Annotated in this window: 20 protein-coding genes; 12 read left to right on the top strand and 8 right to left on the bottom strand. The window is 63.9% G+C overall.

Annotation, left to right across the window (positions count from 1 at the left end; translation table 11 throughout):
- The first annotated feature begins 438 nt into the window (after positions 1–438).
- Entirely contained in the window at positions 439–1,905 is a 1,467-nt protein-coding gene (locus tag MA07_RS27625; protein WP_052002953.1) for a calcium-binding protein, read from the top strand.
- 34 nt (positions 1,906–1,939) lie between these two features.
- Here the strand turns inward: MA07_RS27625 and MA07_RS08330 are convergent, their stop codons facing one another.
- From MA07_RS08330 to MA07_RS08320, 3 genes are all read right to left on the bottom strand, one after another.
- Complete coding sequence (locus MA07_RS08330) at positions 1,940–3,319, bottom strand: DUF2235 domain-containing protein (protein ID WP_036349224.1); 1,380 nt, start codon at positions 3,317–3,319, stop codon at positions 1,940–1,942.
- A 160-nt stretch (positions 3,320–3,479) separates the two neighbouring features.
- Positions 3,480–5,090 (bottom strand): calcium-binding protein, encoded by a 1,611-nt coding sequence (locus tag MA07_RS08325; RefSeq protein WP_036349221.1) that lies wholly within the window; start codon positions 5,088–5,090, stop codon positions 3,480–3,482.
- 140 nt (positions 5,091–5,230) lie between these two features.
- On the bottom strand, positions 5,231–5,977 hold the full coding sequence (locus tag MA07_RS08320; protein WP_036349219.1) for a hypothetical protein: 747 nt from the start codon (positions 5,975–5,977) through the stop codon (positions 5,231–5,233).
- Between the two features lie 297 nt (positions 5,978–6,274).
- On the opposite strand from MA07_RS08320, the gene MA07_RS08315 reads away from it, so the two are divergent.
- Positions 6,275–7,159 carry a LysR substrate-binding domain-containing protein gene (locus MA07_RS08315; RefSeq protein WP_036349218.1) on the top strand — a complete coding sequence of 295 codons (885 nt, stop codon included), beginning with the start codon at positions 6,275–6,277 and terminating at the stop codon, positions 7,157–7,159.
- Positions 7,160–7,483: 324 nt separating this feature from the next.
- On the opposite strand, the gene MA07_RS08310 is transcribed toward MA07_RS08315, so the two are convergent.
- Entirely contained in the window at positions 7,484–8,395 is a 912-nt protein-coding gene (locus MA07_RS08310) for an MBL fold metallo-hydrolase (protein ID WP_036349216.1), read from the bottom strand.
- Between the two features lie 310 nt (positions 8,396–8,705).
- On the opposite strand from MA07_RS08310, the gene MA07_RS28720 reads away from it, so the two are divergent.
- Both MA07_RS28720 and MA07_RS27620 read left to right on the top strand, forming a co-directional pair.
- On the top strand, positions 8,706–9,815 hold the full coding sequence (locus tag MA07_RS28720) for a DUF2778 domain-containing protein (RefSeq protein WP_081928850.1): 1,110 nt from the start codon (positions 8,706–8,708) through the stop codon (positions 9,813–9,815).
- Positions 9,816–9,884: 69 nt separating this feature from the next.
- On the top strand, positions 9,885–11,009 hold the full coding sequence (locus MA07_RS27620) for an alginate lyase family protein (RefSeq protein WP_081928849.1): 1,125 nt from the start codon (positions 9,885–9,887) through the stop codon (positions 11,007–11,009).
- 58 nt (positions 11,010–11,067) lie between these two features.
- On the opposite strand, the gene MA07_RS08290 is transcribed toward MA07_RS27620, so the two are convergent.
- Both MA07_RS08290 and MA07_RS27615 read right to left on the bottom strand, forming a co-directional pair.
- Positions 11,068–11,982: an SDR family oxidoreductase gene (locus MA07_RS08290; protein WP_052002956.1), complete on the bottom strand. Its 915-nt coding sequence runs from the start codon at positions 11,980–11,982 to the stop codon at positions 11,068–11,070.
- Between the two features lie 110 nt (positions 11,983–12,092).
- Positions 12,093–12,488 (bottom strand): DUF6455 family protein, encoded by a 396-nt coding sequence (locus tag MA07_RS27615; protein ID WP_152568780.1) that lies wholly within the window; start codon positions 12,486–12,488, stop codon positions 12,093–12,095.
- Positions 12,489–12,728: 240 nt separating this feature from the next.
- On the opposite strand from MA07_RS27615, the gene MA07_RS08280 reads away from it, so the two are divergent.
- The 3 genes from MA07_RS08280 (at position 12,729) to MA07_RS08270 (ending at position 16,148) form a co-directional block, all read left to right on the top strand.
- Positions 12,729–14,189 (top strand): family 43 glycosylhydrolase, encoded by a 1,461-nt coding sequence (locus MA07_RS08280; RefSeq protein WP_036349212.1) that lies wholly within the window; start codon positions 12,729–12,731, stop codon positions 14,187–14,189.
- Positions 14,190–14,265: 76 nt separating this feature from the next.
- A complete protein-coding gene (locus MA07_RS08275) occupies positions 14,266–15,219 on the top strand; it encodes a carbohydrate kinase family protein (protein ID WP_052002949.1) in 954 nt (317 codons plus the stop codon).
- Complete coding sequence (locus MA07_RS08270) at positions 15,216–16,148, top strand: pseudouridine-5'-phosphate glycosidase (RefSeq protein ID WP_036349210.1); 933 nt, start codon at positions 15,216–15,218, stop codon at positions 16,146–16,148. Before MA07_RS08275 ends, MA07_RS08270 begins: the two co-directional genes overlap by 4 nt.
- 3 nt (positions 16,149–16,151) lie before the next feature.
- Here MA07_RS08270 and MA07_RS08265 read toward each other — a convergent pair whose 3' ends face one another.
- Both MA07_RS08265 and MA07_RS08260 read right to left on the bottom strand, forming a co-directional pair.
- Entirely contained in the window at positions 16,152–17,066 is a 915-nt protein-coding gene (locus MA07_RS08265) for a histone deacetylase (protein WP_036349208.1), read from the bottom strand.
- A 3-nt stretch (positions 17,067–17,069) separates the two neighbouring features.
- The gene (locus tag MA07_RS08260) at positions 17,070–17,957 is read right to left on the bottom strand and encodes an MYG1 family protein (RefSeq protein ID WP_036349206.1); all 888 of its coding nucleotides are present in this window, start codon (positions 17,955–17,957) and stop codon (positions 17,070–17,072) included.
- Between the two features lie 207 nt (positions 17,958–18,164).
- Between MA07_RS08260 and MA07_RS28715 the strand changes: the two genes are divergently transcribed.
- The 5 genes from MA07_RS28715 to MA07_RS08235 all read left to right on the top strand — a co-directional run bounded on the left by MA07_RS28715 (position 18,165) and on the right by MA07_RS08235 (position 20,299).
- On the top strand, positions 18,165–18,377 hold the full coding sequence (locus MA07_RS28715; RefSeq protein ID WP_081928847.1) for a heavy-metal-associated domain-containing protein: 213 nt from the start codon (positions 18,165–18,167) through the stop codon (positions 18,375–18,377).
- 10 nt (positions 18,378–18,387) lie between these two features.
- On the top strand, positions 18,388–18,882 hold the full coding sequence (locus tag MA07_RS08250) for a DUF4396 domain-containing protein (RefSeq protein WP_036349204.1): 495 nt from the start codon (positions 18,388–18,390) through the stop codon (positions 18,880–18,882).
- Positions 18,883–18,909: 27 nt separating this feature from the next.
- Entirely contained in the window at positions 18,910–19,296 is a 387-nt protein-coding gene (locus MA07_RS08245; protein WP_081928852.1) for a DUF305 domain-containing protein, read from the top strand.
- 125 nt (positions 19,297–19,421) lie between these two features.
- Complete coding sequence (locus MA07_RS08240) at positions 19,422–19,721, top strand: hypothetical protein (protein ID WP_036349202.1); 300 nt, start codon at positions 19,422–19,424, stop codon at positions 19,719–19,721.
- Positions 19,722–19,810: 89 nt separating this feature from the next.
- Complete coding sequence (locus MA07_RS08235) at positions 19,811–20,299, top strand: DUF411 domain-containing protein (RefSeq protein WP_036349199.1); 489 nt, start codon at positions 19,811–19,813, stop codon at positions 20,297–20,299.

Below are 20,299 nucleotides of genomic sequence, written 5' to 3'. Positions count from 1 at the left end.
TTTGTTGCAGGCCAACGATGACGTAGCGGCCAGCAAAGCCGCGAGACAATATTTACCACCAAGTATTCGATAGAATAACTAACTTTAGGTAAACTTGCTTCGATACCGAAAGTATTTCCTATCGCTTTCTTCATCATCGGTGCGCAACTCTCAAGTGAGGCGAACGTCCCGGAAGCAGAAGCTCCCTCCCCCTGGCCGCCGCGGACCTGAACAGGTCCAAACCAGTCAAAGGACAGGCACGCGCCGGCGCCTGAACGCAAAACGGATCACCTCGGACGCCCTGACTCGCCTCCGGGTAGTTTTCTCGTTGAACATCCTTTGACAGACGCTGCGGTAAACGGGCGCAGCCCCTTGGCAGACAACCTATTATCTCGTTACAAAACCAAGGAATGGTGTCCTGATCGGGACACAACCATCAAGATTGCCGGGGCTTCCATCATGGCGCTGACTGCCGCAACTAACGGAAACGACATCATCGCGGTCACGGCCGCTCAACTGCCGGGCGCCACGCTCGACGGCCTTGCCGGAACCGACACGCTGGTCCTGAACGGTGGCGGGGACTTCTATCTCACGCGGGTCATGAACGGCTGGGGCAACAACGCGGCTCCGGCCCGCTTCGTGAACTTCGAGACGGTGCTGGGCTCGGCGGCTCTCGACCGGATCCATCTCAGCGCGGCGCAGCTTCAGGCCTTGAGCCTGATCGACGGCGGCACGGGCGATCGCAACTTCCTGTTCCTCACCGGCACCGCGATCGATACACGCAACACCTCCTTCGCGAACATCACCGGGATCCATCTCTACGACAGCAACGTGACCGTCACGGTGGACGACCTCTCCGTCGCCATGCTGCTCGATGCAAAGATCACGACGAACGACCATCTGGTCGTTCAGGGACATACCCTGACGGATGCCGAGATCCGCGCGTTCCACAACCAGGGCTTCGACCGCGTGACGGATGCGAGCGGGCGCACCAGCGTGGACAATGCGCCCACGGTCAGCGGCCTCGGCGCAGGCCCACGCGAAATCCGCAACAGCAAGGCCGTGTCGCTCGACCCCACCGGCTCGATCCAAGTCGCGGACGATTTTGGCTCGATCCGTGAAGTCAGGATCGAAAATGCCGACCCGCTGTCCGGCGCCGGCACGTTCGCCATCGCCAACACGGACCGGGTTATGGTCTTTGGCGACTACGGCAGGATCACTATTGCGGTCGACGGCACACAGGTTGGCTACACGGACAACATGCACGACGGGCTCAGCATCAAGTTCTATGGCTCCGTCACGCAGGATGTGATCAGCGCCGTCCTGAAAGCCATCACGGTCGATCTCCAGGACCATATGCTCCCTCGGGACGGTATCGAGACCGTGAAGTTCACGGCCGTCGATGAAGGTGGGCGGACAGCGAGCGCCTACACGAAGTTCTACAACGTCTATGACGCGAACGGACGTGGCACCACGGGTGGTCCTTTAGCCGACGTTCTCATCGGCGACGGCGGGCGGGACGTGATCTGGGGCCTAGGCGGCAACGATATCCTTTACGGCAAGGGCGGCAAGGACATGCTCGCAGGCTTCGGCGGCAAGGACACCTTCGTGTTCGACACGAAGCCGAGCACGGCGAGCATGGACACGATCTCTGATTTCAGCACGAAGTACGACTCGATCTGGCTCGACAACAAGGTGTTCAAGAAGCTCGGCAAGGCAGGCACCAAGGACAAGCCCGTGGCCCTGAAGAAGGGTTATTTCACCGTGGGAGACAAGGCCAAGGATGCGAACGATTACGTCGTCTACGACAAGAAGAAGGGCGTGCTCCTCTACGACGCCGATGGGTCAGGCGCAGGCGCGGCGGTTGAGATCGCCAGCCTGCGCATCAAGGCGTCGCTGACCTACAAGGACTTCTTCGTCATCTGAGGCCCTATTCCGTAAGACCTCGGCAGACTGCCTCTTACCCGCCCCCTGAGCCATCCTCGTAGTACTGCCTCACCTCCCGGTGGCGGCGCAGGTTCTCCGGGCGATACGGCTTCATCTCGTCGTAGTGCAGCACCGCGGGGTGCGCGAACCGCTCCTTGACGGAAGCGTGCAGCACCGCGTTCTCGGGCACATCCCGACGCCCCTTCTCCCAGAAATGGCCAAAGCGGCCGCTCTTGCACTCGTCGTGCTGGGGTCCAGTTGAGGACGGGTAGAGCTGAAGCACGTCGCCGTCGATCCTGATGCCGTGGGGCACGGCCTGCGCGGCCTCGACCATCCATTTAAGCGCGATGTCGGAGAGGCGGGATTCGTTCTCTGGGTAGCTGCCGCCCACATCCGAGTGGTTGCCCGCAAACCACACCTGCTCGAAGCGCCCTCCCTGATTGTTCATGCCCTCGTTGGTCCAGGGCACACGGGCAAAATCGGCCCTGTTCTCGTCGATGGACAGGGCATGCTTGGCGTAAGGCACATCCGGATTGAGCTGGTTGTCGTAGAACTTCATCTTGAGATGGGTGACGTGAAGGGTCTCCCAGAACGTGTAGCCCTCGAGGCCGACGGCGTATTTCACATAAGTGTTGAAAAAGCCGATCAGGCCGAGAATAGCAGCCGCGACCGCGAGGAGCCCAAACCAGAAGGTAGGGGTGTAGGCCAGCAGCGACAGGAGCCCTGCGGCTAGCGCCATGACCACGACGGCCGCAGCGATCAGCAGCGCCATCAGGCTGTAGCTGCCCAAAGCCGCCACCGTGTCGAACACGCCGATGAAATAGGGAATGGCGTTGGCCCTGCCCTCGGCATCGGAGCCGTGCTGAGCCCGGAAGCGCGCGGCAAGAGCCCTCCTCTGCTCCAGATAGGCCTCGTCCTTCGGGGAGCTCACATGCTGGTAGATCTTCTTTACCGCTTCCTCCGCAATGGCCCGCGTCGTCTTTGGATCGCGGCGCAGGGGCGTGCCGTCCTTCATGGTGGTCGGCACGCCGCAGAGGCCCAGCACGGCTCCGAGGCACCGCACAGTGTAGGCGCCGCGGCTGAAGCCGAACAGATAGATGCGGTCTCCCGGCTCCCACAGGGTCAGGATGGCCGCGTAGCAATCGATGATATTGGCGGTCAGCCCTAGGCCCATGGCCTGGCTCACCTTGTTGTAGACCCATCGCCATAGACGCACCGGCGTCGTGGACCCGAGCGCCTGCGTGCCGAGCCCAGGATCGTAGAAGGCGAGTTGTTCGGCAGGGTCGATGGAGGAATCGGGCCCGATCCGCGTGGCCCTGAACAGCTTGTAGATGTTGCTGCGGCGCTCATCCGGCAGCAGCCCGCAAGCCTGGCCTGTGCCATCGGAGAAAATGAGAATGTTCTTGCCTGCCATTGGCCCACCCTCTACTGCTGGTTGTGCCATTTGAAACAATCAAGACGCGGCCCGGCAAGAGCCGACTTTCGTTTTTCTCCACCGACTCGGCTTCGAGCCGAATTGGTGCCATATCGCGAGCGCACGGCACCAATTCCAAGGGCCGGCTCCGGCCTCGTGGTCAGATCACGAAGAACTCCGCGGCCGACATCTTCAGGTTCTTGGTCAACTGGCCGATCTTGATCTGCGCGGCTTTGCCGGTGCCGTCGGCGTCGTAATAGAGCGCGCCCGTGCCCTTGTCGTAGATGATCCGGTCGGATGCATCGTGCGCCTTCTTTCCGCTCCAGAAAGCCTTCGACGCCAGAACGCCCGAGGCGCCGATCTTGGTGTAGACGCTGTTCTGCAGATGGATCGTGTCGTCGGCGACCGCATAATTCCCGATGGTGTCGACATTCTTCGAGCGCGCGGCATCGAACACGAACACATCCCGGCCCGCGCCGCCGGTCAGAATGTCGTTGCCCGCGCCGCCCGTCAGCGTGTCGTCCCCGTCGCCGCCCGAGAGCCGGTCCTTGCCGCCGTTACCGGCGAGCACATTCGCTCCCCCGTCGCCGGTGAGCCTGTCCGCGCCGGAGCCGCCGCTGACGTTCTCGATCTGATAGAGCACGTCGAGGCCATAGCCGGTATTCTGCGGCGTCAGGACTAGGCCGAGATCGACCGTCGCGGCCGTGCTGCCGCTGAACGCGAGCGTGTCGATGCCGTCGCCGCCCCAGATGGTATCGTTACGAAGACCGCCGTCGAGCGTGTCGTTGCCGCCACCGGCGTGGAAGCCGTTGTCGCCGCTGTTCCCGGTCAGCCTGTCGGCGCCATTGCCGGTATAGGCTTGCTCGATATCGATGAGCGTGTCGCGGCCCTCTCCGGTATCCTGCGGGCCGCTGATTCTCAGATCGACCGCGATATTGCCATTGCCCAGGAACTGAACCGCGTCGGCATCACCGCTTCCGCCATCGATGAGATCGTCGCCGGCCCCGCCGACGATCGTTTCCCAGGCTGCGCCTCCGCGGAACGTGTCGTTGCCGTTCCCCAGCAGGATGAGCCCGTCGGTGTAGCCGTTCCTGCCCTCGTAACGGTCGTTGCCGTCGCCGAGATCGACCGTGCCGATGATATTGCCCGTATTGGTGATCACATCGATCCTGTCGGATCCCTCGATGGCTGTCGCACCCCGGATGGTGCCGGTGTTCGTGATCCAGTTGTTGCTGCCGGATGGCGTGTTCAGCAGCCTGATGCCGACCCCTTGCAGGGATTGGATGGTGCCGCCGTTGGTGATCCAGCCTGCCCCGTTCACCTCGATTCCGACGCCGCCGGATGACAGGATCGTGCCGGTGTTGATGATGGTTTCCTCCCGTCCCCCCATGCCGGCGCGGATGCCATAATAGGCCTCGATGGACCCCGTATTCGTGATCGCATTGGCTGAGCCCTCGGCGAGGATTCCGGTCCCGCGGCTGCCGACCAGGGTGGAAATCTGTCCGGCATTGTGGATGACCGCTCCCCAGCTGACGGAGACGGCGGTGACCTCCCCGTGGACGATGCCGGTCGAGCCGATGCTCAGTTGCGCGAAAGGAACGGCTCGAATCCCGATCTCAGTTCCATAGACCGAACCAAAGATCTTGATGGCATTCGCGCCGCTCATGGTGATGGCCGTTGGCCCTGCCCGCACGAGTCCAGTCCGTTCGATCACGAGATCGTCGTTCAGATCTTGTGCGGCGGTGATCTCACCTGTGATGGCAATGGTCATGATGGCAGCCCTCCCTGGATAGACAGGTTATAACCATCAACTACCAAGAATGGACAGGATTTTTGCGACAACATCGGGAGTGATCACGTCAGCGGCCGGTCCCTGACCCCAGGGTTTCAGCACCACAACGGGTCTCGTTGCTAAAGCCCGGCCTCATCGGCTTCGCCACCTAGCTCGGCGGCAAGAGAATTCCTCCGGGTCGCCCGCTCGGCCGCCTCATCGGCGCATTTCTCCAGATGCGCTGCCTTGTTGATCACCTGAAGATTGGGCACACCCCAATAGGCAAGCAGCTCCGGCCAGGGCTTCGAGCGGTGATCGGACCAGACGGCGAAAAGCGGCACCCGGTGGTCGACCTCGGCGGTCTTGAGCAGGCGCCGGCCTGTCGTGGCGCACTTGCGGTTCTGGCGCAGCTTCAGCGCTCTCAGATGGTCGGGCGGCGCCGTCCAGAGCTGCCAGGCCACCACGCATGCCGCATGCCAGGTGGCGTTCCGGTTCAGCTTGCCGTCGTCCCACAGGTCACGGTGCCAGCCGAGCCGATAGACCGGTTGGCCGCATACACAGCAATGCCCTGGCCCACGAGTAAAGGCTGCCTCTCGGTAGGGTGCTGGCGGCATGCGGAAAGTGAACGGCAGACCGGTCTCCTTCTCGGCCCCAAGGCGCCATTGCCAGCCCGCAGGCTGGCCGCTCTTCGCGGCGAGCGCCCGCGCCAGCCTGTCGGCCAGGAGCGGCCGGTGCCGCCAGTAGGATTCCACCGCCCGGCGCTGGGTCGGTGGGGTCAGCGGCTGCCGTAGCGCATGGGCGAGCACGCAGGGCGGGAAGAGCGCGGAGAGGCGTTTTTCAAGGCGGGCACGGGCCTTCTGATTCTTCTCGTCTCGCCAGGTGGACATTCCGGATCGGCCGCCTCGTGTGAATCGCTCGCACGTCTGTAGCGGCAAGGCTCGTCGAGGTGAACCGGGCCTCTGTCGAAAGGCAGGTCGGCAAGCTCCTCGAGGCTCATCCGCCGCAGGGCCGGATGGGCGAGAGGGTCGTCTTCCCACACCGGGCCAGGACTTCCCTCATTGTTTTCTGTCGAGCGACGTAACATCTGTCTGAGGATGGAGATCAGGTTCAGCATGGCTGCATGCTGCACGCACTTCAGGTCGAAAGAAATGGCGTTTTTCTGCGCCCGATTGTAGAAAAGCTATATGCGCAACCTGAACCGCTTTCACCTGAACGGCCTGCGCGCCCTGGAGGCAGCCGGGCGCTTAGGTAATTTGCGTGCTGCCGCCGAGGAGCTCGGCGTGACCATCGGAGCGGTAAGCCAGCAGATCCTCAAGGCCGAGGAGCAGTTCGGACGCCCTCTGTTCGAGCGACACCCGAAGGGCCTGAGAGCCACCGCCTTCGGACAGGACGTGCTGCACTATCTCAGCGCCGGCTTCGCAGAGATCTCGACCGGGCTGGCGCTCGCCGAGCGCAGGCGCGAGGGAGTACTGACGGTCTCAGTCGCGCCGGTCTTCGCCAGCAAATGGCTGGTCTGGCGCCTGCAGCGCTTTCGCGAGCAGCACCCTGACCTCCGCATCCGCATAGACGCGGATGTCTCGCTTGTCGATCCGGGCTCCTCGGACGTGGATGTGTGCATCCGCGTCGGGCGCGGCGGTTGGCCGAATGTGAAGGCCGAGAAGCTGCTCGACCAGCTCGTCTTTCCTGTGTGCAGTCCCGCCATGGGCGAGAGCCTGCGCCGCCCGGGCGACTTGGCCACCGTTCCGATCATCCGCGAGCCGACGCCCATGTTCGGATGGGACGCGTGGCTTGCCCCGAATGGGCTCAACGAGTCCATCCTTGGGGATGGGCCCGTCTTCTCGGATGCGTCCCTGTGCTTGGATGCGGCGGTGGCGGGCCAGGGCGTGTTCCTCGGCTGGGAGACGCTCGCCTGCGATGCCATCACCATGGGGCGTCTCGTGGCACCCTTCCCTGACCGCTACGACACGGGCATCTCGTACTGGTTCGTAACCGCACGCTCAGCTCCCGCGACAAGGGCCGTGGCGGCGTTCCGCGACTGGCTCAAATCCGAACTCTCTGCGAGAGCCTGAGGCAGCCGCGGCCCGCATCAGACAAGAAAAAGCCCAGGCTCCGGGGCGAACGGGCGGGATGCCTTCGCATCTCTCGCCTCGCCTGCTACGGGCCTGGGCTGATCGGGTCCAGACGGGCACTCGCATCGTCAGGCGAGCGCAGGAACAGGCTATGCCGGATTACATCCGTCCTGGCACGGCCTCATCGAAAGCAGGCGGTGACGCCCGCCGCGTTTCGAAGTCCACAACAATGTCCGCTGGGTCAGCCTGATATGGGGATTGCACTGGCATCCGCAAGGGGTGGAAATGCGGCCCCCCCGCGACCCTCCTGCGACATATTGAGCCTCAATCGCCCCATGGCGCGTTCGGCAAGGCATCGAGCGGGATCTTGAGATAGCGCCTGCCATTGCTTTCCGGCTCCGGCAGACGCCCGCCGCGGATATTCACCTGCAGGGCGTTCAGGATGAGCTTGGGCATGGGCAACTCGCGGTCGCGTCCTTCCCGCAAGGCCACGAACTCCTCCTCGGTGGCAGCCATCAGGAGATGCTTGTTCTCCCGGCGCTGCTGGGCCACCGTACTCTCCCATTGCGGAGCCCGCCCGCCCGGCATGTAATCATGGCCGACGAAGAGGCGCGTCTCGTCAGGAAGCGCCATGATGCGTTGGATGCTCTGCCACAGCGCCTTGGCCGAGCCGCCGGGAAAGTCGGCCCGGGCCGTTCCGCCGTCAGGCATGAACACCGTGTCGTGAATGAACGCGGCATTGCCTACGAGATAAGTAATCGAGCAGAGCGTGTGGCCGGGACAGAACATCACCTCCACGTCCAGGTTGCCGATCTTGAACCGGTCGCCGTCGGCGAAGAGGCGGTCCCATTGCGACCCGTCCGTGGGGAAGCTGTCGGACCAGTTGTAGAACGCCTTCCAGAGCTTCTGGACCTCCACCACCTTCTCGCCGATGGCGGTGGGCGCACCGGTCCTGTCCTTCAGATAACCGGCGGCCGAGAAATGATCGGCGTGCGGATGGGTGTCGAGGATCCATTCCAGTTCGTAGCCCTGCTGCTGGACATAGGCGAGGAGTTCATCCGCCGACGTTGTTGCCGTCGCTCCGGACTTCGGCTCAAAATCAAGCACCGGATCGATGATGGCGCAGCATTTCGTCTCCGGATCGGCGACCACATACTGGATGCTGCAGGTGCGCGGTTCGAAAAACGCTTTGCCCTCTGGTCGCACGTGCGGGGAGGCTGCAGTCTCGGCTATCATGGCAAAACCTCTTCTTCAGCACGTGGCGGGTGACGCGGCCGAGGCCTTAGCCGTCGTGATCAGGAGCGACCGTCCGGAGAGTGGCCTAAGGCGATTGTTCCGGCAAGACGCGCACCGCTACCATTCCGGCGAAGACCGCAACAGGATCAACCATCAATCCGACGAATGCCGCCCGGAGGTTATTCTGATTTTAACCAAGGTGTCGTTCTATCAACTCTCGTTCAGAGTTTCGCTTTCTCACGGCGCCTCCTAGCCTGGTCGCAGGCTCCAGCGTCCCGTGGAAAGCCCGAGTTGTTGCGTAGAGTTTGCCATGGCGCACAAGCCTTATTCGTCCCTTCGTCGCGCCCCGCTTCGGCGGAACCGCAGCCTACTTCCCACAGCTCTTCTTGTGGCAGTCTCGCTCAGCCCCGTGGCCCTCTTCGTCGACTTCGAACAATACCGCGGCCCAACGCCCGACGCGACAGTGGTTGGTAGCACTGTCAGCGCAGCGCCCGAGCCCCTAAAGCCCGCTCTGTCCCTCGACCCGGCTCTGATCAATCCGAGTCCCACGCTGAAGCCGGGTGCCCTCGCCTTCAGACAGGACGCGCCCATCGAGCCGGGATTCCGCTCGCCCGTGCAGCGTGAGGTCCGTATCGCTCCTTTGGAGCCGATCCCTGATCCGGCTCCGCCTGTTGAGGTCGCCCAGGCAGTTGCGCCGACGCTGGTGCCCCTACCGGTCCCACGGCCGGCAGACCTGAGAACCCCGAGGGTACCCACTGCCCCCCAGATGGCGAGCGCGCCTGCTGCCATGACGCCACGTACACCTGTGGCGCCGTCCGTCGCACCGGCCGACAACCGCAATTTCCTCGAAAAGCTCTTCGGCGTCCGTCCAGCCAGCCCACCTGATGCTGCGCTCAGCTATGCGGCTCTGGATCGCGGGACGGGGAGCATCGCGCCGACCGCACGTTTCGGCTCCACCCCCGATGCCGCAAGCGCAGGCACCGCCGTCTACGACATCGTTGCCCAGACGGTCTACATGCCGAACGGCGAGAAGCTGGAAGCCCATTCGGGCCTTGGCGACATGATGGACAACCCGCGCCACGTGAACATCCGCATGAAAGGCTCGACGCCGCCGGGCACCTATATCCTCACGGAACGCGAAGCACTTTTCCACGGGGTGCGCGCCATCCGTCTCAACCCGGTGGGCGGAAGCCCCGCCATCTATGGCCGCGACGGCATTCTGGCTCACAGCTACCTGCTCGGCCCGCGCGGAGACTCGAACGGCTGCGTCTCCTTTAAAGATTACGACAAGTTCCTCCAGGCCTATCTCAGAGGCGAGGTGAAGCGCCTGGTCGTGACCGCCGGCCGCGGACAGGACCTGGTGCCTCCGATAGCAGGCAACCGCGCTACCCAGCCCCGCCGCTTTGCCCAGGCGTTCTGAGGCCCCGCCCCTGGCCTTGCCGGTTTGTACGCCTAGTTCCTGCACGGACGGCGGCACAGGAGGAGCGGCATGGTGCGAGATTCAAAACGGGACATGAGCGGGCTTGCCGCGCGATATGCGCTGCGGTCATCCTTCGTTGCCACGATCCTGCTCGCCGCATCGGCGGGCGCTGCCCACGCTCAGGCTCCTGGCTACCTCGTGCCTGCCCCTGCCAAGGAGAACGTGCAGTCCAAACCCAGATACGAGTGCGGCGCCCCTGATGCGCCCGTGGTCACCCTCGACACGCAGAGCAAGTACAAGCAGGACGACACCCAGCGTGCGACGATCGACGAGAATGCGGAGGAAACCTATTCCGAGGCCGTCGAGCCGCTGCGCGCCTATGGACGCAATCTGGTCAAGATCGCGAACGCCTATGTGAAGTCGAACCCGAAGAATACCGCCGCGGCAGCCTGCACCCTCACCTGGCTCGACGCCTGGGCGTCGGCCAAGGCCATGACCGACATGCGTTCCAAGCAGGCGCACTTCAATCTGGGCCAGGCCCTTGGCGGCTTTGCGCTGGCCTACCTGCAGGTTCGCAACGCGCCGGGTCTCGCAAACGATCAGAAGCAGCGGGTCGAAGCCTGGCTGAAGACCCTGGGCCAGCAGATCGTCGCGTTCATGGACAAGAACGACGCCACATCGGCCCGGAACAATCATCGATATTGGGCAGGCCTGGGCGCCACCGCAGCCGGCCTTGCCTCCGACGACGAGACGCTGACCCGTTGGGGTCTCGCCAGTGCCCGCATCGGCCTTGCGCAGATCACACCAGACGGGACCCTGCCGCTCGAGATGAAACGCGGCAAGCGTGCCCGCGACTACCACATCTTCGCCGCCGAACCCTTGATCACCACCGCCGAGCTGGCACGCAGCCAGGGGATCGATCTCTACGCCGAGCACAATGGGGCCTTGCAGCGGCTGGTGGACAGGGTGCTGGGCTCCCTCGACGATCCGTCGTTCTTCGAGAAGGCCACTGGTGCCAAGCAGGAGGCCTACCCGGGCGACGGCACCGTGCCGCCATCCCGCATCGCCTGGCTCGAAATCCATCAAAGCCGCCGGCCCTCGCCCGAGGCCGAAGCCGTGCTGAGCAGGAAGCGTCCGACAGGCTCGAGCGAGATCGGCGGCAACACGACGCTGCTGTTCCATGATGCGGAGTGAGGGATTCTTGCCGTCGCTCGTGCGGATCAGCGTCAGACAACCTGCTGGATGACCGGGCTCAAGGCTGCCCGCTCCCTCCAGCGGCCCCGTAAATCTGCCCTGTCGCATAACTGGCGTCGGATGCGGCAAGCTGCACATAGATCGAAGCGAGCTCCACCGGCTGACCGGGACGGCCCATGGGTGTGTCACCGCCGAATTGCTGCAGCTTCTCCTGGGTCGCGCCGCCGCTCACCTGCAGGGGCGTCCAGATCGGTCCAGGCGCAACGCCATTGACGCGGATGCCCTTGGGGCCGAGCTGCTTTGCGAGCGACTTGGTGAAGTTCATCATCGCCGCCTTGGTCATGGCATAGTCGACGAGATTGGCAGACGGGTCGTAAGCCTGCTCGGATGTCGTCTGGATGATCGCGGAGCCCGAGGTCAGATGAGGCAGCGCGGCCTTGGTGATCCAGAACATGGCATAGACATTAGCCTTCATGGTCGCGTCGAAATCTTCCGACGTGATGTCCGCAAGAGCCTGACGCTGCTGCTGACGGGCCGCGTTGTTGACGAGAATGTCGAGACCGCCGAGGCGCTGCACCGCTTCGGCCACAATGCGGCTGCAAAGGGCTTCGTCACGAATGTCGCCCGGCAGGGCCACGGCGACACGGCCCTCCTTCTCGATGAGTTCGATCACCTCCCGCGCATCGGGCTCTTCGTCAGGATGGTAGCTGATCGCCACATCGGCCCCTTCGCGGGCATAGGCAATGGCGGCGGCGCGCCCCATACCGGAATCGCCGCCGGTGATCAGTGCCTTGCGTCCGCGCAGCCGTCCAGAACCTTTGTAGCTCGTCTCACCGTGATCCGGGCGCGGATCCATCTGGCTGGCGAGGCCCGGCCAGGGTTGAGATTGGGAGCGGAACGGCGGTTTCGGATACTTCGTGGTGGGGTCGTCCTTGGCGACAGCCGCACCGTCCGCCACGCCCTGTCCGGACATCGAATTGTCGTCACCCCGGTCCATGCCGCAGCCCTCTCCATCGGTTGATCCAGACGGGTTAACCGATGGCGGACGCTCGGGTTCAAAACTGGAAAAAGGCCTTCAGCCGCTCACGGACGCGCGGCCGTCACGATCCGCTCGCACTCCAGTTCCTGCAGGGTCTCGGCGTTCGGGCAGTACTCCGCGAAATGAGCCGGAGCCCGCCCGCGGGCAAGATCGTCCCTGCATCGGACCGCTGTCGTGCATCCCGAGCAGGTGACGCTCATGTCGCGCATGAGAGCGGCATGGATCTCGCGAACCCGCTCGGCATCGAGGGACAAGGCCTCCATGAGGCGCGGCAACTCGGCCGCAGCATCGGGACCCCGCGCCACGAGGGTGGACAGCATCTCCGCCGATATCCCGATGTCACGGGCCAGCGCTTCCCGTTGGTCCTTGTCGAGAGCGTCGAGTTCGTGAGCCTGCGCCCAGCTCGCCTGCCATCGCTTGATCGTCGTACCCAAACCCATGGTCGCTTCCTCCATGTTCCGGAGGAAGACTACGAGAGAGGAAGCATCCCGCGCTTTGATCCAGCGCAAACCGGTAATCTCCGCTGCCGGTCCGGTTCTGCACTGCGGGCGACGGGGAGCCATGCCACCCATGCGGGAACTCCCGATTGCCTCTCGCCTTGACGGGCATATGCCCGGCCTTCCTCCCGAAGCCGGTAACTGTGGGCGACACCGTCGGCCTGATACTGCCAGGAGAAACCTATGAACAGCGCTGGGTCTGATATGATCCTCGAGACCTCACCCGCAGCGCCCTTCTCGTTCACCATTCGCCTCACCCCGGGAGCCGCTGGACAGGCCTATGAAATCACAGGGACCGATGCAACGGGAGCGCAAACTAGCCGCCGCTACGAGCTGTGCGGGCGGGAGCAGAGCGATTACCTCGACCTTTTCGAGAGGATCGCCCGCGACTTCGGCACCCGTCTTCCCCGCACCCGCCAGGAGAGCGTGGCACCGACCTTCGAAGCGCCCTATCGGGTTCTCCTCGACAGGAACATCTCGCCTGAAATCTGGTATGGCTATGGCGATCCGGCCGTCACCTTCGTTCCGGCGCAGCGCACGGGGGACGGGGACTGGTATTATCTGTTTGCCACCTCCAACGACGCGCCGAACTCCTTTCCGATCCTCCGCTCGCGAACCTTGGAATCATGGGAGCCCGTGGGCTTCGTCTTCCCGGAAGGACGGAAGCCGTCCTGGGCGGCGGACGGGCTGAATGTCAGCGACTACTGGGCGCCGGAAATGCATCTCGTCGGCGAAGGCTGTCTCGTCTGCTTCACTGCGCGGCAAAAGGATGGATCGTTGGCTATCGGACTTGCATGGTCCTCCCGGCCGGAGGGGCCGTTCGAGAGTGACGACGCGCCTCTTGTCGGCGGCGGCGTGATCGACCCTCATCTCTTCGTGACACGGGATGGTCGCACGTTCCTGTTCTGGAAGGAGGATTCGAACGATGTGTGGCCGGCGCTGCTGAGCGCCTTCCTGCACGAGCACCCAAACCACGTCGCATCGCTGTTCCCATTGCCCGAAGATCAGCGCACGGCATCGCTGGCGCTCACGCTCTGGCCCTGGGTGGAGGCGCTGGAACCCATGGAGCGGTTTCTCGTGCAGCAGGTACTGATCGAGGCGGTCGTGGAGGATTTCGCGGGCTTCCGGCAGCGGCTTCAGGCTTTGCTCTCGGGTGATGCTTCCGAAGGGATCGCAGAGCCTGTCCGCAACATTCTCGCGGCGCTTCGCACGCCCGTCTTTGCCCAGGAGTTCGATCCCAGCACGCGTCGCCTCATGGGTGAGAGGACGGTCGTGCTCGAGAACGATCAGGCCTGGGAGGCGCATCTGATCGAGGGCATCTGGGTCCTGGAGCATGAAGGATCCTTCCACATGTTCTACTCGGGCAATGATTTCTCGACGCCGGAATACGGCACCGGCGTTGCGGTTGCGGATTCCCCTCTCGGTCCCTACCGGAAGATGGAGCAGCCGCTCCTGCGCTCATCGGCGGAATGGCTTGGCCCGGGCCATCCCTCCGTTGCTCTAGGCCCTGATGGAGCACCCTGGCTTTTCCTTCATGCCTTCTTCCCTGGCGAGACTGGCTACAAGAAGTTCCGCGCCCTGCTCGCCGTGCCGCTTGCCTTCGGAGAAGGACGTGTGAGCCTGGGATCCGCCCCTGCCCCATAACTCTCTGTCGTTGCAGCCCTGACGGTCATTCGGCATATGGTCTGCCGGGCACGAGCAATAGGAACGAGGACGAGGCATGGAGACGGGTATCAGCAGGGTGTTCTGCATCGGTGGCGCGGCCGTCGACCGGAAGTACCGGGCGTTGGATGCGCTTCGGCCCGGAACCTCCAATCCCGTTCACACCGAGCGCTCCTTCGGCGGCGTGGCACGCAACGTTGCGGAGAACATTGCCCGGCTCGGCCTGACGGTCTCGCTGGCCTCTATCCTCGGCGAGGACGAGAACGGACGCGCCCTGCTCGAAGACCTCCAAGGCCTCGGCATTGATACGCGATCCATGTCGTTCTCGGATGAGCATGCCACGGCGGAGTATGTGGCCGTCCTGCAGCCCGATGGCGAGTTGGCCCTCGGCTTGGCCAACATGGCGATCTTCGATGGGCTGACCCCAGCCCTGCTGCACAATATGGAGCCTGATTTTCAGACGGCTTGGCTCTTTGCCGATTGCAACCTGCCGTCCGAGACCCTGCACGCCCTCGTCGACACCGCTCGCCGCCAGTCGCTCACATTGGCCATCGACGCCGTTTCGACCCCAAAGGTCGCACGCCTGCCACGAGACCTGACCGGTGTCGGATTGCTGTTCCTCAACCTCGACGAGGCTCGCGCTTATCTCAGCGAGCCCGAGGCCTCTCCAGAGAAGGCAGCCGCGCGACTTCGTGCCTGTGGAGCCGAGCGTATCGTCCTGACCCTCGGCGAAGCCGGTCTCATCGTGGCGGATCGATCAGGCATCCATCGGATCGGCGCCGTCGGTGCGAAGATCGTCGATGCAACAGGAGCGGGAGACGCCCTGATCGCCGCCACTCTCGTGGCGCTGCTGAAGGGCCGCTCTCTCGCGGAGGCCGCCCGCCTCGGCGCTGCGGCTGCAGCGCTGACGGTGGAAAGCACGGCGAGCGTACGGCCTGACCTGTCCTTCGCCTTGCTGGAAGCCACTTTGTCCCTTAGAGCGAATACGACTTTGGAACGGGAGCCCTCATGAACCACGACAACGCCGGCCGCTTCATCGACATCGCTCCCAAGGTGAAGTCGGCTCTCGCAGCGGGCGAGGCCGTTGTGGCGCTTGAATCCACCATCATCACCCACGGCATGCCCCACCCCCAGAACGTAGCAACGGCGCGCGAAGTGGAAGCGGTGGTGCACGAGAACGGCGCCGTGCCGGCAACCATCGCGATCATCGAGGGACGCATCAAGATCGGGCTGTCGGACACGGAACTCGACTGGCTCGGAACCGCCAAGGACGTGATGAAGCTGAGCCGGGCCGACCTGCCCTATGCGGTGGCTTCCAGGCGGCATGGCGCGACGACCGTTGCCGCCACCATGATCTGCGCCCATCTCGCCGGCATCCGGGTCTTTGCCACGGGAGGCATCGGCGGCGTCCACCAGGGTGTCGAGGCAACCATGGACATCTCGGCCGATCTCGACGAACTCGCCCGCACGCCCGTGGCGGTGATCTGCGCCGGGGCGAAAGCCATCCTCGACCTGCCGCGCACGCTCGAATACCTCGAAACACGCGGGGTGCCTGTGATCGGCTACGGGACGGACCGCTTCCCGGCCTTCTGGAGCCGCACGAGCGAGTTGCCCGTTCCCCTGCGCCTCGACACCCCTGAGGCCATCGCCGACCTGATCCGCACCAAGGAGGCCCTCGGCCTCGGCGGGGGTGTTCTCGTGGCCAACCCCGTTCCAAGCGCCGACGAGATCCCGGCCAGCGAAATGAGCGCCTTCATCGAGGCGGCAATCGCGGAAGCGAAGGCGCGCGGTGTTTCCGGGAAGGCCGTGACGCCCTTCCTGCTGTCCAGGCTGTTCGAGAGGACTGGCGGGCGAAGCCTCGCCACCAACATCGCCTTGGTCAAGAACAATGCCGCGCTCGCCGCACGGCTGGCTGCATCCCTCGCCCGCTCTCAGGCGTGAGGATCACCCGTTTGCCTCGTGCCACGCGGCCATCGCCTCGAACGCGATCGCGTGCCGCTTGGCCAGAGTATCGATGTCCGTGGAATATCCGCCGCCGATGACGGTGACCATGGGAATGCCACGGCTGCGCGCCTGCTCGATCACATAAGCGTCCCGTCGGCGCAGGCCCTCGTCAGTGAGGTTGAGCCGTCCCAGCTTGTCGTCGTGATGCGGGTCGACGCCCGCGTTCAGAAAGACAAGCTCCGGCTCGATTGCGTCGAGAAGGCGCGGCAGATGGGCTTGGAGCACCTCCAGATAGGCATCGTCCTCCATGTGGTCCGGCAGGCCGATGTCCAGGTCGCTCGGGATCTTGCGCACGGGATAGTTCTTCTCCGCATGCATGGAGAAGGTGAAGAGATCCGGCTCGTCGCGCAGGCAATCCGCCGTGCCGTCGCCCTGGTGGACATCGAGATCGACCACGAGGGCGCGCTGGATCGTGCGCTCCGTCCTCAGCGCCTTGGCCGCGATGGCGACATCGTTGAAGACGCAGAAGCCCGCTCCGGTTTCCCTTTGCCCGTGATGGGAGCCTCCGGCCGTGCTGCCGGCGAGCCCATGCTGGAGCGCAAGGCGGGCCGCAAGCAGCGTCCCGGCGGCAGATGCCCTGGCGCGGCGAACGACGCTTTCGCTCACCGGCAGGCCGATGCGCCGCTCGATCTCGCGCGGCACCGAGCAGGCGAAGACCTGATCCACATAAGCCCGCTCATGAGCCAGCGCGATCAGTTCCGCAGAGGCCTCCCCCGGCACGACAAAGCCATTGGGAGCAAGGCCCTTATCCGCCAGCACTTCGGCCAGACGCCCATATTTCAGCATCGGGAACCGATGATCGTCGGGGAGCGATGCCACATATGCCGTGTGGGAGACGATAGGCACCTGCTTCATGACTCAGCCTCCGGCGATGGCTTTCTCCGCGAGACGCACCGCCGATTCCTGGGAGCGCGCCCCACAGATGAACCCGCCAGGGTGGCAGAACACACCGTCGTCGATTCCGGCGGCTCTCGAGAACTCCGTCTCCTGCAGGCCGCGCCAGGATTCGGGCAGGGACAGGCGCTGGCCGAAGGAGCTCGGCTCGGGCGGAACCGTGCGGCAGTACCAGGCGGTCAGATCTTCGTTCGGGTAGATGACGAAGAGGAGATCGCTCAGGCCGCCTTCAAAAACCGCCTTCTCCCATGGCAGCTTGCGGTCGAGAACGATCACACGGGCATCCCGCGCCCTCCGGGCCGCCGCCATCACGAGGGAGAGAGCCTGAGCCTCCGCATGCGCCTGCCGGCAGGCGCGAACCAGGATGCCTCTGGCGAAATCGGCAGCTTCGAGGAAGGCTTCGTCATAGGACTGGCCGCTGTCCCAGGTCGGATTGAAGGCCTCGACCAGCAGCGCGAGATGGCTCTGACTTGCAGTGGCAACTCCATTGTCGGCTTGATCGATGGCCACGATGAGAGTCGCGTCGATGTCCTGCCAGACGGATTCCAGCACGTCCTGGCCGATTCCCGGCACGAGCCGCGGCAGGGCCTTGCGACCGTAATCCCGCCAGATCAGGCCGACCGAGCTGTAGGGTGTACCGTCCTCCCGCCGCGGGAGATCCCGCATGTGGTGGTCGTAGCGGCCCTGGGCAGGGTCATAGATCCCGCCCACATCGAAGATGAGGTCGGCCGAGTCGATCAGCGCCATATCGCGGGTCCGGACGAACTCGAACGCATCCAAGGCATCGCGCAGCACGGAATAGGCGAAGACGTCATCGGCATGGAACGTGCCGCTATGGGTTACAATCCGCATCGCTCTCCTCCGACCGGCGTCGGCTACTCCGTATCAATCGTACACAGACCCGCGATAGCAGAGCTATACGCCCAAGATAAGCCGCTTCGGACCAATCCTTTATGCTCATTCAGGATAATTCTCGAACAAACCCGGCCCACCCGCTTGACCTTACCATCGTGGGAACCCCTACAGATCTTGGGACCTTGAGATGAAAGGATCCCGGCCATGCATACTTTCCACGTTCCCGGTATGAATTGCGGCGGCTGCCTTCGCGCCGTTACACGAGCGGTCCAGGCCCTCGACCCTCAGGCACAGGTTGAGGCCGATCTGGAGGCCCGAACCGTCAAGGTGGCCTCCAAGCGAAGCGAGGCCGCGCTTCTCGAAGCCCTGAGCAATGGCGGCTACCCGGCTCAGCCCGTCGCCCGCCCTGCCGCATGAGGAGGCCAGCATGCCTGCCGATGCTCATGTTCACCATCATCATGGCGCGTCGTCCAAGGACGGGTTGAACCGCACCGCTCTGAGCGCCACGATCCACTGCCTCACAGGCTGTGCCATCGGCGAGGTCCTCGGCCTTGTCATCGGCACAGCCCTCGGGTGGGGAACGGCACCGACGATCGTCCTAGCTGTCGCCCTCGCCTTCCTGTTCGGCTACGGCCTGACCATGCTGCCCCTGCTTCGGAGCGGCCTGCCCTTCGGCACGGCGCTGGGCCTCGCCCTTGCGGCGGACACGGCTTCCATCACCATCATGGAACTCGTCGACAACCTGATCATGCTGGTTATTCCAGGCGCGATGGATGCCGGCCTCACCAGCCCTCTTTTCTGGGGAAGCCTTGCCGTGGCTCTGCTCATCGCCGGCGCATTCGCCTTCCCGATCAACCGCTGGCTGATTGCCCGCGGACGGGGCCATGCCGTCGTGCATTCATTTCACGGACATCGATCCTAGATCATGCACCCATCATTCAGGAGAACCATCATGAAACATCGCGTCATCGCGCTTGCCACCGCTATCGCAGTCCTGCCGACCCTTGCCGCCGCACAGGGCGCCCACGGCGGTCATTCCGGCCACTCCACTCCCGCACAGACGGCGAGGACGCCCGACACGCCTGCGACCCAGGGCTACAGGCAGGCGAACGAGACGATGCACAAGAACATGGACATCGCCTTCAGCGGCAATGCCGACATCGACTTCGTGCGCAGCATGATTCCCCATCACCAGGGCGCGATCGACATGGCGAAGGTGGCACTTCAGCATGCGAAGGACGAACAGATCCGCAAATGGGCCCAGGACGTTATCCGCGAGCAGGAGCGCGAGATCGCCGAGATGCAGGCCTGGCTCAAAAACAAGGGCGTTCAGTAATTACGCCCAGGTCAGAGGTTGCCGGCGATGGCTTTTCTCCCCGGCCCCTGTATCAGGAGGCTGCCACGAACAGGCGGGTGAAGCGTTAGTGGATATCCCCTGCGGGCGAATGGAAAGGAAGAACGATGTTCACGCTTACGATCAGCGACAAGCCTGTTGCCATCACCAATGCGAATGAGGAAGAAGCCCGCGAACTCCTCATGAGCGAGGAATTCAAGGACGATCTCAAGGTCCTCGAGAGCGAAGGCGCTCCCCTCTGGGACGGTTTCGCCAGCCTGAACGTCAGACCGGCCACCGAGGAGGAGAAGGCGGAGTTCGAGGGAGCCGACTTCGACGAGGACGAAGAGGATGATGACGAGGAGGAAGGCCCCTACATCATGTTCCTGGTCGACGTGACCGATCCCGATGAGGAAGACGAAGGCTAACGCTCTCGGCCTCGACAGCCCTGCCGATCCGGCAGGGCCCAAGCATGGTTGGTCCGGTAATCCGGGCCGACGCACAGGAGGAGACTTTCATGAGTTCGAACCTGCCGATCAGCCGACGGGGGTTGCTCACGGGCTTTGCCGCGTCCGGCCTGATCATGACGTCACGGACCTCCTTGGCGGCCGAGACCCTGCCGAAGATGGTGGTGACCAAGGACCCGAACTGCGGCTGCTGCACCGGATGGGTCAAGCATGTCCAGGCGGCAGGCTTCAACGTCGAGATTATCGAGTCCCCTGAGGTCAACCGCCTGAAAACCCGCCTCGGCGTTCCCGAATCCCTGGCGTCCTGCCATACGGCGGAGATCGGCGGTTATGTGATCGAGGGACATGTTCCGCCGGCCGCGATCAAGCGTCTCCTGGCCGAGAAGCCTGACGGCAAGGGTCTCTCCGTACCGGGCATGCCCGTCGGATCGCCCGGCATGGAGGTCGAGGGCATGGAGCCCGACACCTATGAGGTGATCCTGTTCGGGCCGTCCGGGCAGCGGACCTACGCGCGCTATACCGGCAACCGCGAGGCCTGA

Source organism: Microvirga sp. BSC39 (genome assembly GCF_000739015.1).
GTDB lineage: Bacteria > Pseudomonadota > Alphaproteobacteria > Rhizobiales > Beijerinckiaceae > Microvirga.
This window is presented reverse-complemented; position numbering and strand designations above follow the sequence as displayed.

Excerpts from the sequence above, each read along its gene's own strand:
- MA07_RS27625 (WP_052002953.1), top strand. The coding sequence starts at position 439 with ATGGCGCTGACTGCCGCAACTAACGGAAACGACATCATCGCGGTCACG.
- MA07_RS08330 (WP_036349224.1), bottom strand. The coding sequence starts at position 3,319 with ATGGCAGGCAAGAACATTCTCATTTTCTCCGATGGCACAGGCCAGGCT.
- MA07_RS08325 (WP_036349221.1), bottom strand. The coding sequence starts at position 5,090 with ATGACCATTGCCATCACAGGTGAGATCACCGCCGCACAAGATCTGAAC.
- MA07_RS08320 (WP_036349219.1), bottom strand. The coding sequence starts at position 5,977 with ATGTCCACCTGGCGAGACGAGAAGAATCAGAAGGCCCGTGCCCGCCTT.
- MA07_RS08315 (WP_036349218.1), top strand. The coding sequence starts at position 6,275 with ATGCGCAACCTGAACCGCTTTCACCTGAACGGCCTGCGCGCCCTGGAG.
- MA07_RS08310 (WP_036349216.1), bottom strand. The coding sequence starts at position 8,395 with ATGATAGCCGAGACTGCAGCCTCCCCGCACGTGCGACCAGAGGGCAAA.
- MA07_RS28720 (WP_081928850.1), top strand. The coding sequence starts at position 8,706 with ATGGCGCACAAGCCTTATTCGTCCCTTCGTCGCGCCCCGCTTCGGCGG.
- MA07_RS27620 (WP_081928849.1), top strand. The coding sequence starts at position 9,885 with ATGGTGCGAGATTCAAAACGGGACATGAGCGGGCTTGCCGCGCGATAT.
- MA07_RS08290 (WP_052002956.1), bottom strand. The coding sequence starts at position 11,982 with ATGTCCGGACAGGGCGTGGCGGACGGTGCGGCTGTCGCCAAGGACGAC.
- MA07_RS27615 (WP_152568780.1), bottom strand. The coding sequence starts at position 12,488 with ATGGGTTTGGGTACGACGATCAAGCGATGGCAGGCGAGCTGGGCGCAG.
- MA07_RS08280 (WP_036349212.1), top strand. The coding sequence starts at position 12,729 with ATGAACAGCGCTGGGTCTGATATGATCCTCGAGACCTCACCCGCAGCG.
- MA07_RS08275 (WP_052002949.1), top strand. The coding sequence starts at position 14,266 with ATGGAGACGGGTATCAGCAGGGTGTTCTGCATCGGTGGCGCGGCCGTC.
- MA07_RS08270 (WP_036349210.1), top strand. The coding sequence starts at position 15,216 with ATGAACCACGACAACGCCGGCCGCTTCATCGACATCGCTCCCAAGGTG.
- MA07_RS08265 (WP_036349208.1), bottom strand. The coding sequence starts at position 17,066 with ATGAAGCAGGTGCCTATCGTCTCCCACACGGCATATGTGGCATCGCTC.
- MA07_RS08260 (WP_036349206.1), bottom strand. The coding sequence starts at position 17,957 with ATGCGGATTGTAACCCATAGCGGCACGTTCCATGCCGATGACGTCTTC.
- MA07_RS28715 (WP_081928847.1), top strand. The coding sequence starts at position 18,165 with ATGCATACTTTCCACGTTCCCGGTATGAATTGCGGCGGCTGCCTTCGC.
- MA07_RS08250 (WP_036349204.1), top strand. The coding sequence starts at position 18,388 with ATGCCTGCCGATGCTCATGTTCACCATCATCATGGCGCGTCGTCCAAG.
- MA07_RS08240 (WP_036349202.1), top strand. The coding sequence starts at position 19,422 with ATGTTCACGCTTACGATCAGCGACAAGCCTGTTGCCATCACCAATGCG.
- MA07_RS08235 (WP_036349199.1), top strand. The coding sequence starts at position 19,811 with ATGAGTTCGAACCTGCCGATCAGCCGACGGGGGTTGCTCACGGGCTTT.